We start from the raw sequence: 15079 nt of genomic DNA on the forward strand, positions 1-15079 counted from the left end.
GCCCCCTGTGCGCCGGAAATGCCCCGGTGCGCCCTCCCGCCGGGCGGCGGGCCCCGTCTAGCGTCGGCCGCAGGAGGCAGCCATGGCGTGGCGTGACTTCGCGGCTCGTGGGCCGGCCGGACGGCGCTCGGCCGGTGAGCCGTCCGGCCGGCGTCCGCGGTCCGTGCCGGGGCGCTGGATATCCGCGGCTCTCGTCGGCGGACTGTGGTGGTGGGCCGCGGTCCGGCTGGCGGTGTGGCCGCGTACGGCGGGCGTGGTCGAGGGCGCCGTGGTGCTGGGCGGTTGGGGGCTCAGTCTGCTGCCGGTGCACTGCGTGCCGTGGACGGGGCGCCGCGAGGGCACCCGCCGGCGGATCACGGCCCGAGAGGTGCGACAGGCCTGCCGGGCGGCGCTCACCAGGGCATGGCGACGCCGCCGTTCGGGCGGAGGATCTGGCCGGTCGTGAAGGACGAGGCATCGGACGCCAGGTGGAGCACGGCGTGCGCGATGTCCTCGGGCTCTCCCACCCTCCCCAGAGGTGACATCCGGATCATCGGCTTCTCCGCCTGCTGCTGTGCCTCGGCGGTGTGCCGGTCGGTCATCGCCGTACGGATCCAGCCCGGGGCGACGGCATTGACGCGGATGCCGTGCCGGCCGACCTCCGTGGCGAGGGTCTTGGTGAGCTGTACGACGGCGGCCTTGGCGGCGCCGTAACAGAGCAGGCCGGGCGCTCCGGTGTCGATGGCGCCGGAGGCCATGGTCACGATGGAGCCCCGGGTGGCGGTGGCGATCATGGCGCGGGCGGCCTCCTGGCAGCCGTACAGCACGCCCTTGAAGTTGGTGTTCCAGACCCGGTCCAGATCCGCGTCCTCGGTCTCCAGGACGGCGGAGGAGTGCATGATCCCGGCGATGTTCGCCATCACATCGAGGCGGCCGGTGGCGTCGAGGGCGGCATCGACGACGGCGGCGACCTGGTCGCGCCGGGTGACATCGAGGGGGCGGGGGTGTGCCGAGCCGCCCGCCGCGGTGATGGCGGCGGCGGTTGCCTCGATGCCCCGGTCATCGAGGTCCGCGCAGTACACGGTGGCGCCGGCCTCGGCGAGGAGGGCGGCGGTGGCGCGGCCGATCCCTCTCGCCGCGCCGGTGACGATCGCGGTGCGGCCCGTGAGGTCGTACGCCGTGAGAGGCATGGTGTGAGAGTAGGGAGAGATCTGACGGGTCGTCAATTGGTGGGACGGTGCGCAGAGGTCAGCCGACGGGCCGGTCGGGCGGCGGGGCGGGCTGGCAGGTGGGGCACCAGTAGGTGACGCGCTCCTCGGCGGTGGGGTCCTGGTCGGCGGTGCGGACCTTCGTACCGCAGCGCAGGCAGGGGCGACCGGCCCGGCCGTAGACCCACAGCCGGCGATCGGGGCGGGCTCCCCCACTGCCCTCAGACGGACGTGGGCGGTACCCCCAGGGGGTGGTGGTGCGGGCGGGGCGTTGCCTGTTGGCTTCGAGGAGCTTCCTGGCGAGGGCGGGCACGCGTTCCGGGGTGGGCAGCTGCCCCAGGGGGAGCCAGGGCGAGGCGCGCAGCAAGAAGCACAGTTCGGACTTGTAGACATTGCCGATGCCGGCGAGATTGCGCTGGTCGAGCAGGGCCTCGCCGAGCGGCCGGTCCGGGGCGGAGAGCAGCCGGCGCAGTGCCTCCGCCGGGTCCCAGTCCGGGCCGAGGAGGTCGGGTCCCAGGTGGCCGACGACCCGGGCCTCGTCGGCGGTGCGCAGCAGATCGAGCACGGGCAGGCGATAGCCGACGGCGGTGTGTTCCGCGGTGCCGAGGATCGCCCTGATCTGGTGGGCGGGGCCGCCGCGCCAGCGCTCGGCCGGCGCGTAGATCTTCCAGGCACCGTCCATCCGCAGATGGGAGTGCAGGGTGAGGCCGCCCTCGAAGCGGGTGAGGAGATGCTTGCCGCGGGGGACCACCTCCAGCACGCCGCGGCCGGTCAGATCCACCGTCGCGAGCCGGGGGACGCGCAGATCGCAGCGGGTCAGCGGGCTGCCGGCCAGCGCATTGTGCAGCCGCTGGGCCAAACGCCAGACGGTGTCACCTTCGGGCATGCCACCATCATGCCGGGAGTGGTGATCGCGGGTGTCGCCCGCGGTTCGGGGGACGCGGGGGAGCGATGGAGAAGAGCGGGGAGCCGGGGGCGGCGCGGGGCGCGCGGGTGCTGACGATCGTGGGGGCACTGCTGGCGGTGGTGCTCGTGGTGTGCGGTGCGGTGCTGTTCACCAGGGGCGGGCACGAGGAGGCGAGGGCCGCGGGGAGGCCGGACGACGGCGGTACGCCCCGGGCGACGGCCGCCGCGGCGATCCCCTGGCGGCGCGGAGCGCCGTCGTCCATCGATGCGGTACGTACCGAGGGCGGTGGGCGGACGCTCGCCGTGACGGTGCAGGTGGCCGCGGCCGCCGGCGGGCACGGGGAGGAGCGCTGTGCCCGCGGGCTGCGCGGCGTGGTCGACACCGTGGAGCACGGCACGGTGTACGTCACGGTCACCTACGAGTCCCGCTCCGCGGACCGGTGGTCGGGATGCACCGTGTCGCGACCGGAGACGACCCGGGTGCGGCTGCCGAAGGCCGTGGGCGACCAGCAGGTCTTCATCAACAGCCAGGACGTCTTCACCGCCCATGGCGCCAAGGCGCCGGCGCTGCGCCGCTGCGGTGACCAGGGCTGTGATCCGGCGCCGGTCGGCTGCACGGGCGCGTCGTACCAGCAGGCGCTCGCCGACGCGGATGTCCCGCAGCACTCCCAGTGGGACCGGCGCGGCTGCGACGGGCGATGGCTGGTGCTGGACATCTCCTCGCGGACCGGGGCGGCGTGCGGCGACCCGGGCCCGGACTGCGTCTCCGGCGTCCGTACCACCCGGTGGTTCTACCGCGCGACGGCGGACGCCTGGCGCGCGATCACCACGACGCAGACCGCCGGCTGCGCGGCCGTCCGGCGCGCCGAGCCGGCCTTTCCCGAGGCACTGTGCGCGGGGCTGGCGGCGCTGCGCGACCCGTCGGCGACGGGCGAACCGGTCGGCTGATCCCGTCACCCCCGCAGCCGCAGCCCCCGCGGGGTCGGGTGGAATCCGGCGGATTCCAGGAGGGCGGCGAAGGGGGAGGTCAGGGCGGCGGAGCCGTTGATGCGTTCGGTGGTGATGGTGCCCACGGCGCCGGCGCGGGCGGCGTCGGTGAGCGCCTCGACGGCGAGCTGGAGACGGGAGTCGGTGGCGGCCTCCGCGGGGTCGTGGCCGAGCGGCCACAGGAGCAGGGTCTTGCCGCCGCGCTCCATGTAGAGCGTCAGCTCGCCGTCGACCAGGACGACCAGGGAGCCCGCCTTGCGGCCGGGCTTGTGCGTCGAGCCCTCGGGCGGGTCGGGCCAGGGCAGGGCGGCACCGTAGGCGTTGGCCGGGTCGGCGGCGGCCAGCACGACGGCGCGCTGCGGGCCGCCGCGCCGGGACTGCGCAGGGGCCGTGTCCGGGAGGGCGTCGTCGGCGGTGCGCTCCCGCTGAGTGCTGATCGCGCGCAGCCGGTCCACCGCGCCGTCCATCGCGAACTGGGCGGCGCCCAGCCCCTCGACGACATAGCCGCGGCGGGCCTGTCCGGATTCCTCGAAGGCGGCCAGTACGCGATACGCGGCGGAGAACCCGCCCTCGACCCCCTCGGCGGCGACCGCACCGCGGGTGACGATGCCGTGCCGGTCCAGGAGCGCGCGGGCCAGGGCATGGGCGCGGTGGGTGGCGTCCGTTTCCGGGGCGGGCAGCAGGGACCAGCGGCCGCCCACGGTCGGCGGACCGGAGCGGGAGGCGGTGGGGCGGCCGCTGCGGCCCGTCGCCGCGGTCAGTGGGCCTCCCCCGTGCCCCCATCGGCCTCGGGGGACGGCTCGCCGGGCGCGGTGGGCGGTCGAGCCGGCCGTACGGCCCGAGCCCAGAAGGGCGCGCAGCGGGGCGAGGGTGTCATTGGTCAGCCGGCCCGACCAGGCCAGATCCCACAGGGCGTCGGCCAGTTGCGGGTCGGTGGCATCGGGGTGGGTGGTGGCCCGCACCTGGTCGGCGAGCTGGCGGAAGAACAGGCCGTATCCGGGAGCGAGGGCGGCCAGCAACGACTCGTGCAGCGCGGTCAGTTCCAGCGGGAGCGGCGGCTGGAGCAGCAGCGGGGCGGTGTCGGCGAGATGGAGGGAGAGCCAGCCGTCCTTGCCGGGGAGCGCGCCGGCGCCGGCCCACAACACCTCGCCGGTGGAGGTGAGTTCGTCCAGCAGGGCGGGGGTGTAGCCGCCGACGCGGGACGGCAGTACCAGCTTCTCCAGGGCGGAGGCCGGCACCGGCGCGCCCTGCAGCTGCTCGATGGCGCGCACCAGGCCGTCGATGCCGCGCAGGCCGTGCGACGAACCTGGCGCCTGCACCCCGCTCGCCGACGCCGGGCGCGGGGCGCCGACGTGCTGCCACTGGGGGAGGAAGGCGGCGAGGGCGGCGGGCGGCACCGGTTCGAGCTCCTCGCGCAGCGCGGCGAGCGAGCGGCGGCGCAGCCTGCGCAGCACCTGGGCGTCGCACCACTCCTGGCCGATGCCCGCGGGGTGGAACTCGCCCTGGACGACCCGGCCGGCGGCGGCGAGGCGGTGCAGGGCGCCGTCGGTGACGGCCGTGCCGAGGCCGAAGCGGGCGGCCGCCTGCTCGGAGGTGAACGGGCCGTGCGTGCGGGCGTAACGGGACAGCAGGTCGCCGAGCGGGTCCTTGACCGGTTCGGTGAACGACTCCGGGACGCCGACGGGCAGCGCCGTGCCGAGGGCGTCGCGCAGCCGGCCGGCGTCCTCGACGGCGGCCCAGTGGTCGGCGCCGGCGATCCGCACCGTGATGGCGCGGCGGGCGGCGGCCAGCTCCCGCGGCCACGCCGGATCCGCGCCGCGCTCGACCAGCTCGGCGTCGGTCAGCGGCCCCAGCAGCCGCAGCACATCGGCGACGCCCTCGGCGTCCTTGACGCGCCGGTCCTCCGTACGCCACTGGAGCTCATGCTCCAGCTCGGCCAGCACCTCGGCGTCCAGCAGCTCGCGCAGCTCGGCCTGGCCCAGCAGCTCGGCGAGCAGCCGGGAATCCAGGGAGAGGGCGGCGGCGCGGCGCTCGGCGAGCGGGGAGTCGCCCTCGTACAGGAACTGGGCGACATAGCCGAACAGCAGCGAGCGGGCGAACGGGGACGGCTCGGGGGTGGTGACCTCCACCAGGCGGACCCGGCGGGCCTCGATATCGCCCATCAGCTCCGTCAGGCCCGGTACGTCGAAGACGTCCTGGAGGCACTCGCGGACGGCCTCCAGCACGATCGGGAAGGACCCGAACTCGCTGGCCACCTGGAGGAGTTGGGCGGCGCGCTGGCGCTGCTGCCACAGCGGGGTGCGCTTGCCGGGGCTGCGCCGCGGCAGCAGCAGGGCCCGGGCGGCGCATTCGCGGAAACGGGAGGCGAAGAGCGCGGACCCGCCGACCTGGTCCGTGACGAGTTGGTCGACCTCGCCCTGGTCGAAGGCGACATCGGACGCCCCCACGGGGGACTGCTCGGGGTCGTACTCCGCGCCGCGGGCGAGTGGGCCCGGGTCGGAGGCCGGATCGAAACCGTCCCCGTCGAGGAGGTCGAGGCCCATCAGGTCGGCGTCGGGCAGCCGCAGCACGATGCCGTCGTCGGCGTGCATCACCTGGGCGTCCATGCCGTAGCGCTCGGCCAGGCGGGCGCCGAGGGCCAGCGCCCAGGGGGCGTGGACCTGCGCGCCGAAGGGGGAGTGGATGACCACCCGCCAGTCGCCGAGCTCGTCGCGGAACCGCTCGACGACGATCGTGCGGTCGTCCGGCACATGGCCGCAGGCCTGCTTCTGTTCGGCGAGATAGCCCAGCACATTGGACGTCGCCCAGTCGTCCAGCCCGGCGGCGGCCAGCCGGGCCCCGGCGTCCTCCGGGGCGAGCGAGCCGATCTCCCGGAGGAACGCGCCCAGCGCACGGCCCAGTTCGAGGGGGCGGCCCAGCTGGTCGCCCTTCCAGAACGGCAGCCGGCCGGGAACCCCGGGGGCGGGGGTGACCAGCACCCGGTCGCGGGTGATGTCCTCGATGCGCCAGGACGTCGTGCCGAGCGTGAAGACATCGCCGACGCGGGACTCGTAGACCATCTCCTCGTCGAGCTCGCCCACCCGGCGGCCCCCGCCACCCTTGCCGGAGTCGCCCGCCAGGAACACACCGAACAGACCGCGGTCGGGGATCGTGCCGCCGGAGGTGACGGCCAGCCGCTGGGCGCCGGGGCGGCCGGTGACGGTCTGTGCGACGCGGTCCCACACCAGGCGCGGCCGCAGCTCGGCGAAGGCGTCGGAGGGGTAGCGGCCGGCGAGCATGTCCAGCACCGCCGTGAACGCCGACTCGGGGAGCGCGGCGAACGGGGCGGCCCGCCGGACGACGGCCAGCAGCTCCTCGACGTCCCAGGTCTCCATCGCGGTCATGGCGACGAGCTGCTGGGCGAGGACGTCCAGCGGATTGGCGGGCACCCGCAGCGCTTCGATGGCACCCGAGCGCATCCGTTCGGTGACCACGGCCGCCTGCACCAGATCGCCCCGGTACTTGGGGAAGACGATGCCCGTCGAGACCGCGCCGACCTGATGGCCGGCCCGGCCGACCCGCTGCAGCCCGGAGGCGACCGACGGCGGCGACTCCACCTGGACGACCAGATCGACCGCGCCCATGTCGATGCCCAGCTCCAGACTGGAGGTGGCGACCACGGCCGGCAGCCGGCCCGCCTTCAAGTCCTCCTCCACCTGGGCGCGTTGCTCCTTGGAGACCGAGCCGTGGTGGGCGCGGGCCAGCAACGGCGGCGCCCCCTTGGCGGCGCCGGACCCGCCCATCAGCTCCGCCGGGGAGTGGTGCTCGGGCAGCGCCGTGGCGGAGCCGTGCGCATCGAGCACAGCGCCCGTGGAGCGCTCGTAGGCGATCTCGTTGAGCCGGTTGCACAGCCGCTCCGCCAGGCGGCGGGAGTTGGCGAAGACGATCGTGGAGCGATGGGCCTGGACGAGATCGGCGATCTTCTCCTCGACCTGCGGCCAGATGGACGGCTTCTCGCCGGTCTCGCCCTCCTGGACCGGTGAGCCGCCCAGCTCGCCCATGTCCTCCACCGGGACGACCACCGAGAGGTCGAACTGCTTCCCGGACGGCGGCTGGACGATCTCCACCCGGCGCTGGGGCGACAGATAGCGGGCCACCTCCTCCACCGGGCGGACCGTCGCCGACAGCCCGATCCGGCGCGCGGGCCGGTCCAGGAGCTCGTCCAGCCGCTCCAGGGACAGCGCCAGATGCGCACCGCGCTTCGTGCCGGCGACCGCATGGACCTCGTCCAGGATCACCGTCTCGACGCCCGCCAGCGCCTCGCGGGCCGAGGACGTCAGCATCAGGAACAGCGACTCGGGGGTCGTGATGAGGATGTCCGGCGGGCGGTTGGCGATCGACCGGCGCTCGGCGGGCGGAGTGTCCCCGGAGCGGATGGCGACCGTGATGTCCGGCTCCGGCAGCCCGAGGCGGACCGACTCCTGGCGGATGCCCGTCAGCGGACTGCGCAGATTGCGCTCGACATCGACGGCCAGCGCCTTCAGCGGCGAGACATACAGCACCCGGCAGCGCTTCTTCGGCTCGGCGGGCGGGGGAGTGCTCGCCAGCGCGTCCAGCGACGCGAGGAAGGCGGCGAGGGTCTTGCCGGAGCCCGTCGGCGCCACCACCAGGACGTCGGAGCCCGCGCCGATCGCCCGCCAGGCACCTTCCTGGGCGGCGGTGGGCGCGCTGAACGCCCCGGCGAACCAGCCGCGGGTCGCGGGGGAGAAGGATTCGAGCGCTGCCTGAGCCATGTCCCCCATCGTGCACCGGACCACTGACAATGCGGCGTCCGCGCGGTGCACCGGCCGCTGCCGCGGGGGTGTGCCCGGGCCGTCCACGCTTCGGACGCGCAGGTCGGCGGCCGTCCGGCGGACGCAGAATGGTGGCATGGTCACGGTCAGCGGGGACGGCGCGGCCACCGACGGCGGGCCCGGCACGGGCGCCACGCCGCGGGCGCGCGGCGAGTGGGCGCGCCACTGGAGGTACGCCGGGCTGCCCGGTCTCGACCTGCTGCGCGCCCGCTACGTCCGGCACTCCTTCCCCCGCCACGCCCACGACGGCTATGTCGTCTGCGCGGTCACCTCCGGCATCGAGGAGGTCGGGCTCCAGAAGGGCACCGTCCGGGCCGGCCACGGCGGCATCATCATGATCAACCCGGAGGTCGCGCACACCGCGCGGGCCGGCGCACCCGAAGGCTGGGCCTACGCCACCCTCTACCCCTCGTCCGATGTCGTCGCCGAGATAGCCGGGGAGACCACCGCGCTGCGCGGCACCGCGGGATTCGCCCAGACCGTCGCCGAGGACCCGCACCTCGGTCGCCTGATCACCGAGGTCCACCAGGCCGCCGAGGCCGGCAACGCCCTCGCCGCCGACAGCCTGCTGCGGATCGCCGTCGCCCGGCTGCTGCGCCGCTACGGAGGCCCGCTCCCGGCGCGTACGCCGCGCAGCGCGGGCGCCCGGACCGCCGCCCGCGCCCGCGCCGTACTGGAGGAGCGGATGACCGACCCGCCTTCCCTGGAGAAGCTGGCGCAGGAGCTCGGGACCAGCCCGTTCGCGCTGCTGCGGGCCTTCAAGGGCGCGTACGGCATGCCGCCGCACACCTGGCTCACCGATGCCCGGGTGCGCGCCGCCCGCAGGCTCCTGGAGGCGGGCAGCGCGCCCGCCGAGACGGCCGTCGCGGTCGGCTTCACCGATCAGCCGCATCTGAACCGGCACTTCACCCGGATCGTCGGTGTGCCGCCCGGTGCGTACCGCAGGGAGCGGTCGGCGTAGGCGCGGCCCGCGGTGCGGGGGTACGGGCGGCGTGCGGTACGCGAGGCGCAAGAACGTACAAGACCACCGGGCGCGCCGGCTCCTAACGTCGGGGCGTGGCAGAACAGACAGACATACGCACCACGGAGCGGGCCGCGCCCCCGGGAGAGGCGCGGCCGGCGAAGCCCGACTCGGCCGTCATCCGGGACGCGCTCGGCGTCGGCGTCGCCGTCGGCCTCTCCGGATTCGCCTTCGGCGTGACCTCGGCCGGCGCCGGCCTCAGCCTCCTGCAGACCTGCGCGCTGAGCCTGCTGGTGTTCACCGGCGCCTCGCAGTTCGCCCTGGTCGGCGCGCTCGCCGCGGGCGGCAACCCGCTCACCGCCGCGGCCGGCGCGTTCTTCCTGGGCGCCCGCAACGCCTTCTACGGACTGCGGCTGTCCGCCGTCCTCGGCTACCGGGCCACGGTCAAACCCCTCGCCGCCCACTGGGTCATCGACGAAACCTCCGCCGTCGCCCTGGCCCAGCCCGACCGGCGCAGCGCCCGGCTCGGCTTCACCGTCACCGGGCTGACCCTCTACGCCCTGTGGAACCTCACCACCCTCGGCGGTGCCCTGGGCGCCGAGGCGCTCGGCGACACCGACGCGTGGGGCCTGGACGCGGCCAGCCCCGCGGTCTTCCTGGCGCTGCTCGCGCCGATGCTCAGGACCACCGTCGAGCGGGTCGCGGCCGGCCTCGGAGTGGTGCTGGTCATGGTGACCCTGCCGGTGCTGCCCACCGGTGTCCCGGTGCTGCTCTCGGCGCTCGCCGCACCCGCCGTCCTGTTCGTACAGGGGCGACGGGAGCGGGCGAAGGAGCCGGCGGCGGCGCCCGCCGGGACCGCGGAGATCCGCCACACCGCAGAGGAGGACCGGGTATGAACGTCTGGATCGCGATCGCCGTCACCGCCGTCGGCTGCTACCTGGTCAAGTACCTCGGTCTGTCGGCGCCCGCCGGCGTACTGGAGCGCCCGCTCGTCAAGCGGCTGGCCGCGTTGCTCCCGGTGGCCCTGCTGGCCGCGCTCACCGCGCAGCAGACCTTCAGCGACGGCCGGCACCTGGTGCTGGACGCCAAGGCCGCGGGGGTGGCCGCCGCGGCCGTCGCGCTCGCCCTGCGGGCGCCGTTCCTGGTGGTCGTCGGGGGTGCGGTGGCCGTCACCGCCGGGGTGCGGGCCCTGGGCGGGTGACCGGGCCGGGGGGAGGGGCCCGAGCCCACCGGGGCCGGCCCGGCGGCCCGGTCCCGGCAGGGCGGCCCGGCGCTCAGGACAGCGGACGCCCGTATGCCCGGAGGGTCAGCAGCGCCTTGAGCGTCACCATCGGGCGGCTCTCCAGCGCCGTCCCCGGAGCCCACGCCCGCCAGTTGATCGGCCAGCCGCCGTCCTCCCCCTGGAGCGCGGAGAGGTGGTCCAGCGCCCGGGCCATCTCCTCGTCGGTGAACCAGCCGCGGGCCAGCGAGCCGGGCGCGGGCGCGTAGTCGTACGCCAGGTGATGCTCCCCGGGGGCGTACCCCTGCGCCACCGGGACGTCCGCGGCGTCCTTCGGATCCAGCAGCACCAGACCCTGCTCCCGTACGATCCGGCCGAGCCGCTGCGCCGCCGCGGCGGCCCGTGGCCGGTCCGGCGCACCGTCCAGGAACGCCACCGCCGCCTCGGCCTCGTACGGATGCGTCTCCTCCAGTGACTCCACGGCCGCCCAGCAGTAGTCCGTGGCCCGGAACAGCCAGGCGTGCCACACCTCGTTGCGGTGCAGCACCCCCACCACGGGGCCGGTGGCCAGCAGCGCGCTCGGCGGATCGTCGACCACCGGGATCCAGGGCGCGGCCGGATAGCCGCGCAGCGAGGGGTGCAGCGCGGGCAGCGCCCCTTCAGGGGTCGAGATCTTCGTCAGATAGCGGCAGATCCGCTCCACCTGGCGGCCGTCGCAGCGCCCGATCAGATCGAGGACCTTCAGGGCGTGCGCGGTGTGCAGCGGTTGACTGACCGGGCCGCGCAGATCGGGCTCCAGCGCGTGACCGTAGCCGTCGTCGTCATTGCGGTACGCGGCGAGCGCGGTGTCGACCGGGTCCGCCCCGCCGCCGAGGAAGTGGTACTCGAAGAGCCGCTGCTCAAGCACCCGGGCGGTCAGCCAGATGAATCGCTCGGCACGCGCCAGCGGGGGCGGAGGTGGGCTTGCGTTTTCGGCCATGGCCCGACCGTAGGGCCGAACTCCCCCGGCGGCACCGGCTCGCGCACCGCTGCCCTCCCAGGGCGGGATACTGAAGGCATGCGGTTGACGGTCTTCTGGCAGCGGAAGAGCTGTCGACCTGCGGAGACCTTCGTCAGTCAGTGCCATGAACTGCACTGTTGTGCGGAAGTGAAAGCCCTTCGCATCCCGGTCCGTCCCACGCTGAGACTCCCGGAAAACTCCCTCGCTCCGTGCTCGAACTCCCTGGAAACCCCCTGGAAACCCCCTGGGGTGAGGCCACCCGCCGCGCCCGGGGATGACAGCGCCCTGTCGTTGCGCGAACGGCCGGCGGTCAGTTCCCCCCTGCCGGCGGTCCGGGTCACCAGTCGGGCGGGGAGTCGAATCACTTATCAATCCGCCTTCTGTCGTGGCGAGTTGCTCGGTTCGGGGTGGTACACGCACAGCATGATCCATTCCATGCGCGTTCAACCTCCCAACCCCTGGGCTGTGCATGCGGGGATAGGAACGTGTGGGCTCTGCGGAAGCGCTGGGGTCGCTGGTGCGCGGGTTCCGGCATACCGCGGGCATGACTCTTGAGGAACTCGCGGAGGCCTCCGGGGTCAGTGCCCGCGCGATCGGTGACATGGAGCGGGGCCACAGCCGGGGGACCCCGGACGCCTGCCATTCAGGCGGGAGGTCCCGGCCGAGCCGCAGGCGCTGCGCGGCGTCGAGCATCATCTCGAAGCCGACGTCGAGCGCCTCGGCCGCCGTCACGTGATGTGCCGCAGGAGCGCGGCGACCGCCGGGGGCGCCTCGCCGGGAGGCCGTACCACCATGATCTTCCAGTTCGGTGCGTGTCGGTCGAACCGGTACTGGGGCAGATCGGGGAAGCGGTCCGCGATCGACCTGGGCATGATGCAGACTCCCAGGTCATTGCGGACCAGTTCGGCTGCCGCGACGATGTCGTTCACCTCAAAGGTCGTGCTGCGGTCGACGCCGGCGGCACGGAATGCCCGATCGACCGCGTAGCGGATCGCCCAGCCGGGCGTGAAGTCCACCAGGGGCAACCGGGCGACGTCGGCGAGCCCGACTTCGCCGTTCGGCGTCGTCACGGTGAGAACCCGCCGGGGCGAGGCCACCAGCACCATCTCCTCGCGGGACAGCAGCCGAGTGGTCAGGCCTCGCTGCTGCTGGCGGTCGAGTGCCACCACGGCCAGGTCCACGGTGCCTTCGCGCAGTGCCTGCCGAATGTCGGCCACCGCGGCCTGCCGTAGCTGGACCACCACGCCGGGATGTTCCGCCCGCAGCGCGGCCAGGGCGTGGTGAAGCCCGGCCCAGACTCCCTGCATCGTGCCGACCGTCACCTGTCCACGCAGCTGCCCCTGTACCGCATCGACCGCCTCCCGTGCGAGTTCGGCCGCCCGTAGCGTCGCGCGCGCGGCGGGGACGAATGCCTCGCCGGCCGGTGTCAGGGCAACCCGGTGCGTGGTGCGGTCGAACAAGGGGGTGCCCAATTCGCGTTCGAGGGCCCGGACCGTGCTCGACACGGCGGACTGCACCACGTGCAGCCGTCTTGCCGCTGCCGTGAAACCGCCTGCCTCCGCCACCGAGACGACGACCTCCATCTGCCGCAGATCCATAATCCGCTCCCGGTGAAGCAGCGCTCCGTCGCGTCCGGCGGTGGCGAGGGGTACGGGCGCAGGGTGGTACGTGCCGGGCTTCCGGTGCGAGCACCGGAAGCTCACGCCCTCTCAGGCGCGGAATCGACGTGATCTCCGCGACGTGCCGCCGGATGCCGCACGGTGCACGATGGATGGGCCGCGCGGACGCGATACGGGGGAGTCCGTCCGCGCGGCTGTCTGTGACGCCCCGTCAGCTCGTCGCCCGTACCGCGTCGCGGATCAGGTCGGCGACCTCCTTGGGCCGGGACACCGCCACCGCGTGCGAGGCACCCTCGATCTCGACGACGATCGCCCCGGCCCGCTTCGCGCCGAAACGCTCGACCTCGGGGTTGATCGCCTGGTCCGCACCGGCCACGAGCGCCCAGGAAGGCGTGGTCTTCCACGCGGCCGCGGAGGCTGTCTCCGTGAACGCCGCGGCGGCCAGCGGACGCTGTGTCACCGCCAGGACCTTGGTGACGGCGGCGGGGACATCGGCGGCGAAGACGGCCGGGAAGGCATCCGGGTCGATCGTGACCTCGACCGCGGGCTCCGCACCCGCTACGGGATACGTCGCCTGCTTCAGGTTGCTGGTGAGCGGTGAGTCGGGGAAGCGCCCTTGCAGCTCGCCGAGGCTCTCGCCCTCGTCGAGGACATAGGCCGCCACGTAGACCAGTCCGACGACGTTCTCCGCGGCGCCGGCCACGGTGATGAGCGCACCGCCGTAGGAGTGGCCGACCAGCACGACGGGGCCGTCGATCTGCGAGGCCACGGAGGCTATGTACGCGGCATCGGCCGCCAGGCCGCGCAGCGGGTTCGGCGGTGCGACGACCGGGATGCCGTGGCTGTGCAGTTCGGCGATGACTCCCGACCAGCTGGCGGCGTCCGCAAAGGCTCCGTGGACGAGAACGGCCGTGGGTGTGGCGCTTGTGGTCAAGGTGGGGTTCCTTGTTGTCGATGAGGTGGTCAGTGAGCGTGGAGCGCGGTACGGAGGGTGCCGGTGGCCAGCGGGGAGAGGTCGTACGCCGGGAAGACCACGGCGGCGTCCGCGCCGAGGATCACCGGCAGCGTCCCCTCGGCACCGGCGGGCCTCACCATCCGGGCGCGGACACCGCCCGTCGGACCGCCCGGGACAGTGATCCACCCCTCGGCGATCTCCGCCTTCTCGATCTCACCGGACCGCACCTCGTCGACCGCCTTGCGGCCCTCGGCCGGCGGCAGGTCAAACAGATACGGCGGATGGTGGCTTCCGCGAAGGCGGCTGCCGCAGGCTCCAGGACCGGTGGAACAGGGTCGGCGGTATCGGACATGTGATTCTCCTGGAGTGTCGTGCGGTATGCCGGTCTCTCCGGCGAGGTGAGGCGACTCCGGGCAGATACAGAGAGCTGTGATGTCGTCGATCACCACGTTAAACGCGCAAGCCCGGCCGTTTCGTCCATGTGCGCACCGAAGTTGACCTCACAGTGCACGGAGCAGTTCTCAGCGGCCGCGAGGTCGGCACCCCGGCCGGCCGTGTCCCGCCACTCGCTGGGAGACATGCCGTACGTGGCCCGGAACACCCGGCTGAAGTGCGTGGCACTCATGAACCCCCACCGGTTGGCCACCGCCGCGATGGTCTGGTGGCCCCGGACCCGGAGCAGCAGGTTGCGTCGGCACTCCTCGAGGCGGCGGCGCTGTATCCACCGGCCGACCGTCGTGCCCTCGTCCTGGAAGAGCCTGTGCAGGTACCGCACCGAGATGTGCTGGGCCCTGGCGATCACCTTGGGGGACAGGTCCGCGTCGGTCAGATGCAGGTCGATGAACTGCAGGATCCGGGACATCAGCGGTGACTGGCCGTCAAGCGTGCCCGTCACGTGCCTGCCCAGGTGCTCCGCGGCGAGGGTGGCCAGGAGGTTCACGGCGTTCCAGGCGAGCATGTCGCTGACCGGGGGCGGGGACGACGAAGCTGTGTCCGCGAGTTCGGAGAGGAACGGCGACAGCAGCGTTGCGAGCCGGGAGGTCCGGGTGACAGGGGCCTTCATGAGCTGCTGCACGTCGCACTCCTCGAGCCCGAGCGACTCGCGCCGTACGAGGAAGACCTTCATACGGAAACGCTCGGGAGAGTTCAGTGTCGGCGGATGGCGTGCGTCGTAGAAGCAGATGTCTCCCGGCTCGAGGAAGATGTCCCGGGCGTGCCGCACGGCAGCAGCGCCGTGGCCGCCTCGAACGCCCACGAAGAGATACTCGCCGCTGTACCGCGCGATCAGCCGGTGAGCATGGCGAGCCGGCCCAGGAACGTCGGCCGGCTGGGATTGCCCCGGCAAGGGCAACCGTGCGGGAGCCGCATCCGTGCTGACGATGTCGAGGCCCATGGGCATCCGGCAGACCCTCT

General features: G+C 73.8%; 13 protein-coding genes and 1 pseudogene. 6 read left to right on the forward strand and 8 right to left on the reverse strand.

The genetic code is table 11. The annotated features are described in order from the left end of the window. The first annotated feature begins 82 nt into the window (after positions 1-82). Positions 83-445, forward strand: coding sequence for a hypothetical protein (locus KI385_RS32325; protein WP_342593482.1), 363 nt, complete (start codon positions 83-85; stop codon positions 443-445). Here the strand turns inward: KI385_RS32325 and KI385_RS32330 are convergent. Continuing rightward, positions 393-1169 carry an SDR family NAD(P)-dependent oxidoreductase gene (locus KI385_RS32330; protein ID WP_238575602.1) on the reverse strand — a complete coding sequence of 259 codons (777 nt, stop codon included), beginning with the start codon at positions 1167-1169 and terminating at the stop codon, positions 393-395. The genes KI385_RS32325 and KI385_RS32330 overlap by 53 nt on opposite strands. Before the next feature lie 58 nt (positions 1170-1227). Then, positions 1228-2073 carry an Fpg/Nei family DNA glycosylase gene (locus KI385_RS32335; protein WP_238575603.1) on the reverse strand — a complete coding sequence of 282 codons (846 nt, stop codon included), beginning with the start codon at positions 2071-2073 and terminating at the stop codon, positions 1228-1230. A gap of 65 nt (positions 2074-2138) precedes the next feature. Between KI385_RS32335 and KI385_RS32340 the strand changes: the two genes are divergently transcribed. Next, positions 2139-3041 carry a hypothetical protein gene (locus KI385_RS32340; RefSeq protein WP_238575604.1) on the forward strand — a complete coding sequence of 301 codons (903 nt, stop codon included), beginning with the start codon at positions 2139-2141 and terminating at the stop codon, positions 3039-3041. A 5-nt stretch (positions 3042-3046) separates the two neighbouring features. Here the strand turns inward: KI385_RS32340 and KI385_RS32345 are convergent, their stop codons facing one another. After that, positions 3047-7852: an Lhr family helicase gene (locus tag KI385_RS32345; RefSeq protein WP_238575605.1), complete on the reverse strand. Its 4806-nt coding sequence runs from the start codon at positions 7850-7852 to the stop codon at positions 3047-3049. Positions 7853-7988: 136 nt separating this feature from the next. Here KI385_RS32345 and KI385_RS32350 point away from each other — a divergent pair, with 136 nt between their 5' ends. From KI385_RS32350 to KI385_RS32360, 3 genes are all read left to right on the forward strand, one after another. Further along, a complete protein-coding gene (locus KI385_RS32350) occupies positions 7989-8873 on the forward strand; it encodes an AraC family transcriptional regulator (protein WP_238575606.1) in 885 nt (294 codons plus the stop codon). Between the two features lie 95 nt (positions 8874-8968). Then, on the forward strand, positions 8969-9769 hold the full coding sequence (locus KI385_RS32355) for an AzlC family ABC transporter permease (RefSeq protein WP_425356996.1): 801 nt from the start codon (positions 8969-8971) through the stop codon (positions 9767-9769). Beyond that, positions 9766-10074, forward strand: a complete 309-nt coding sequence (locus KI385_RS32360; protein ID WP_128505511.1) for an AzlD domain-containing protein — start codon at positions 9766-9768, stop codon at positions 10072-10074. Before KI385_RS32355 ends, KI385_RS32360 begins: the two co-directional genes overlap by 4 nt. 73 nt (positions 10075-10147) lie before the next feature. Here the strand turns inward: KI385_RS32360 and KI385_RS32365 are convergent, their stop codons facing one another. After that, positions 10148-11071, reverse strand: coding sequence for a hypothetical protein (locus KI385_RS32365; protein ID WP_238575607.1), 924 nt, complete (start codon positions 11069-11071; stop codon positions 10148-10150). A gap of 508 nt (positions 11072-11579) precedes the next feature. On the opposite strand from KI385_RS32365, the gene KI385_RS44690 reads away from it, so the two are divergent. Beyond that, the gene (locus KI385_RS44690) at positions 11580-11828 is read left to right on the forward strand and encodes a helix-turn-helix domain-containing protein (RefSeq protein ID WP_425356997.1); all 249 of its coding nucleotides are present in this window, start codon (positions 11580-11582) and stop codon (positions 11826-11828) included. On the opposite strand, the gene KI385_RS32370 is transcribed toward KI385_RS44690, so the two are convergent. The 4 genes and pseudogenes from KI385_RS32370 to KI385_RS32385 all read right to left on the reverse strand — a co-directional run bounded on the left by KI385_RS32370 (position 11821) and on the right by KI385_RS32385 (position 14921). Then, positions 11821-12690, reverse strand: coding sequence for a LysR family transcriptional regulator (locus tag KI385_RS32370; RefSeq protein ID WP_238575608.1), 870 nt, complete (start codon positions 12688-12690; stop codon positions 11821-11823). The two genes, KI385_RS44690 and KI385_RS32370, sit on opposite strands and share 8 nt — an antisense overlap. A gap of 232 nt (positions 12691-12922) precedes the next feature. Beyond that, positions 12923-13645 carry an alpha/beta fold hydrolase gene (locus KI385_RS32375; protein ID WP_238575609.1) on the reverse strand — a complete coding sequence of 241 codons (723 nt, stop codon included), beginning with the start codon at positions 13643-13645 and terminating at the stop codon, positions 12923-12925. A gap of 65 nt (positions 13646-13710) precedes the next feature. Next, positions 13711-14018, reverse strand: a pseudogene (locus KI385_RS32380) (esterase); the annotation flags it as partial. 90 nt (positions 14019-14108) lie between these two features. Beyond that, positions 14109-14921 (reverse strand): helix-turn-helix domain-containing protein, encoded by an 813-nt coding sequence (locus KI385_RS32385; protein ID WP_238575610.1) that lies wholly within the window; start codon positions 14919-14921, stop codon positions 14109-14111. Positions 14922-15079: the final 158 nt, after the last annotated feature.

This window comes from Streptomyces inhibens, from assembly GCF_022221585.1.
Lineage (GTDB): Bacteria > Actinomycetota > Actinomycetes > Streptomycetales > Streptomycetaceae > Streptomyces > Streptomyces inhibens.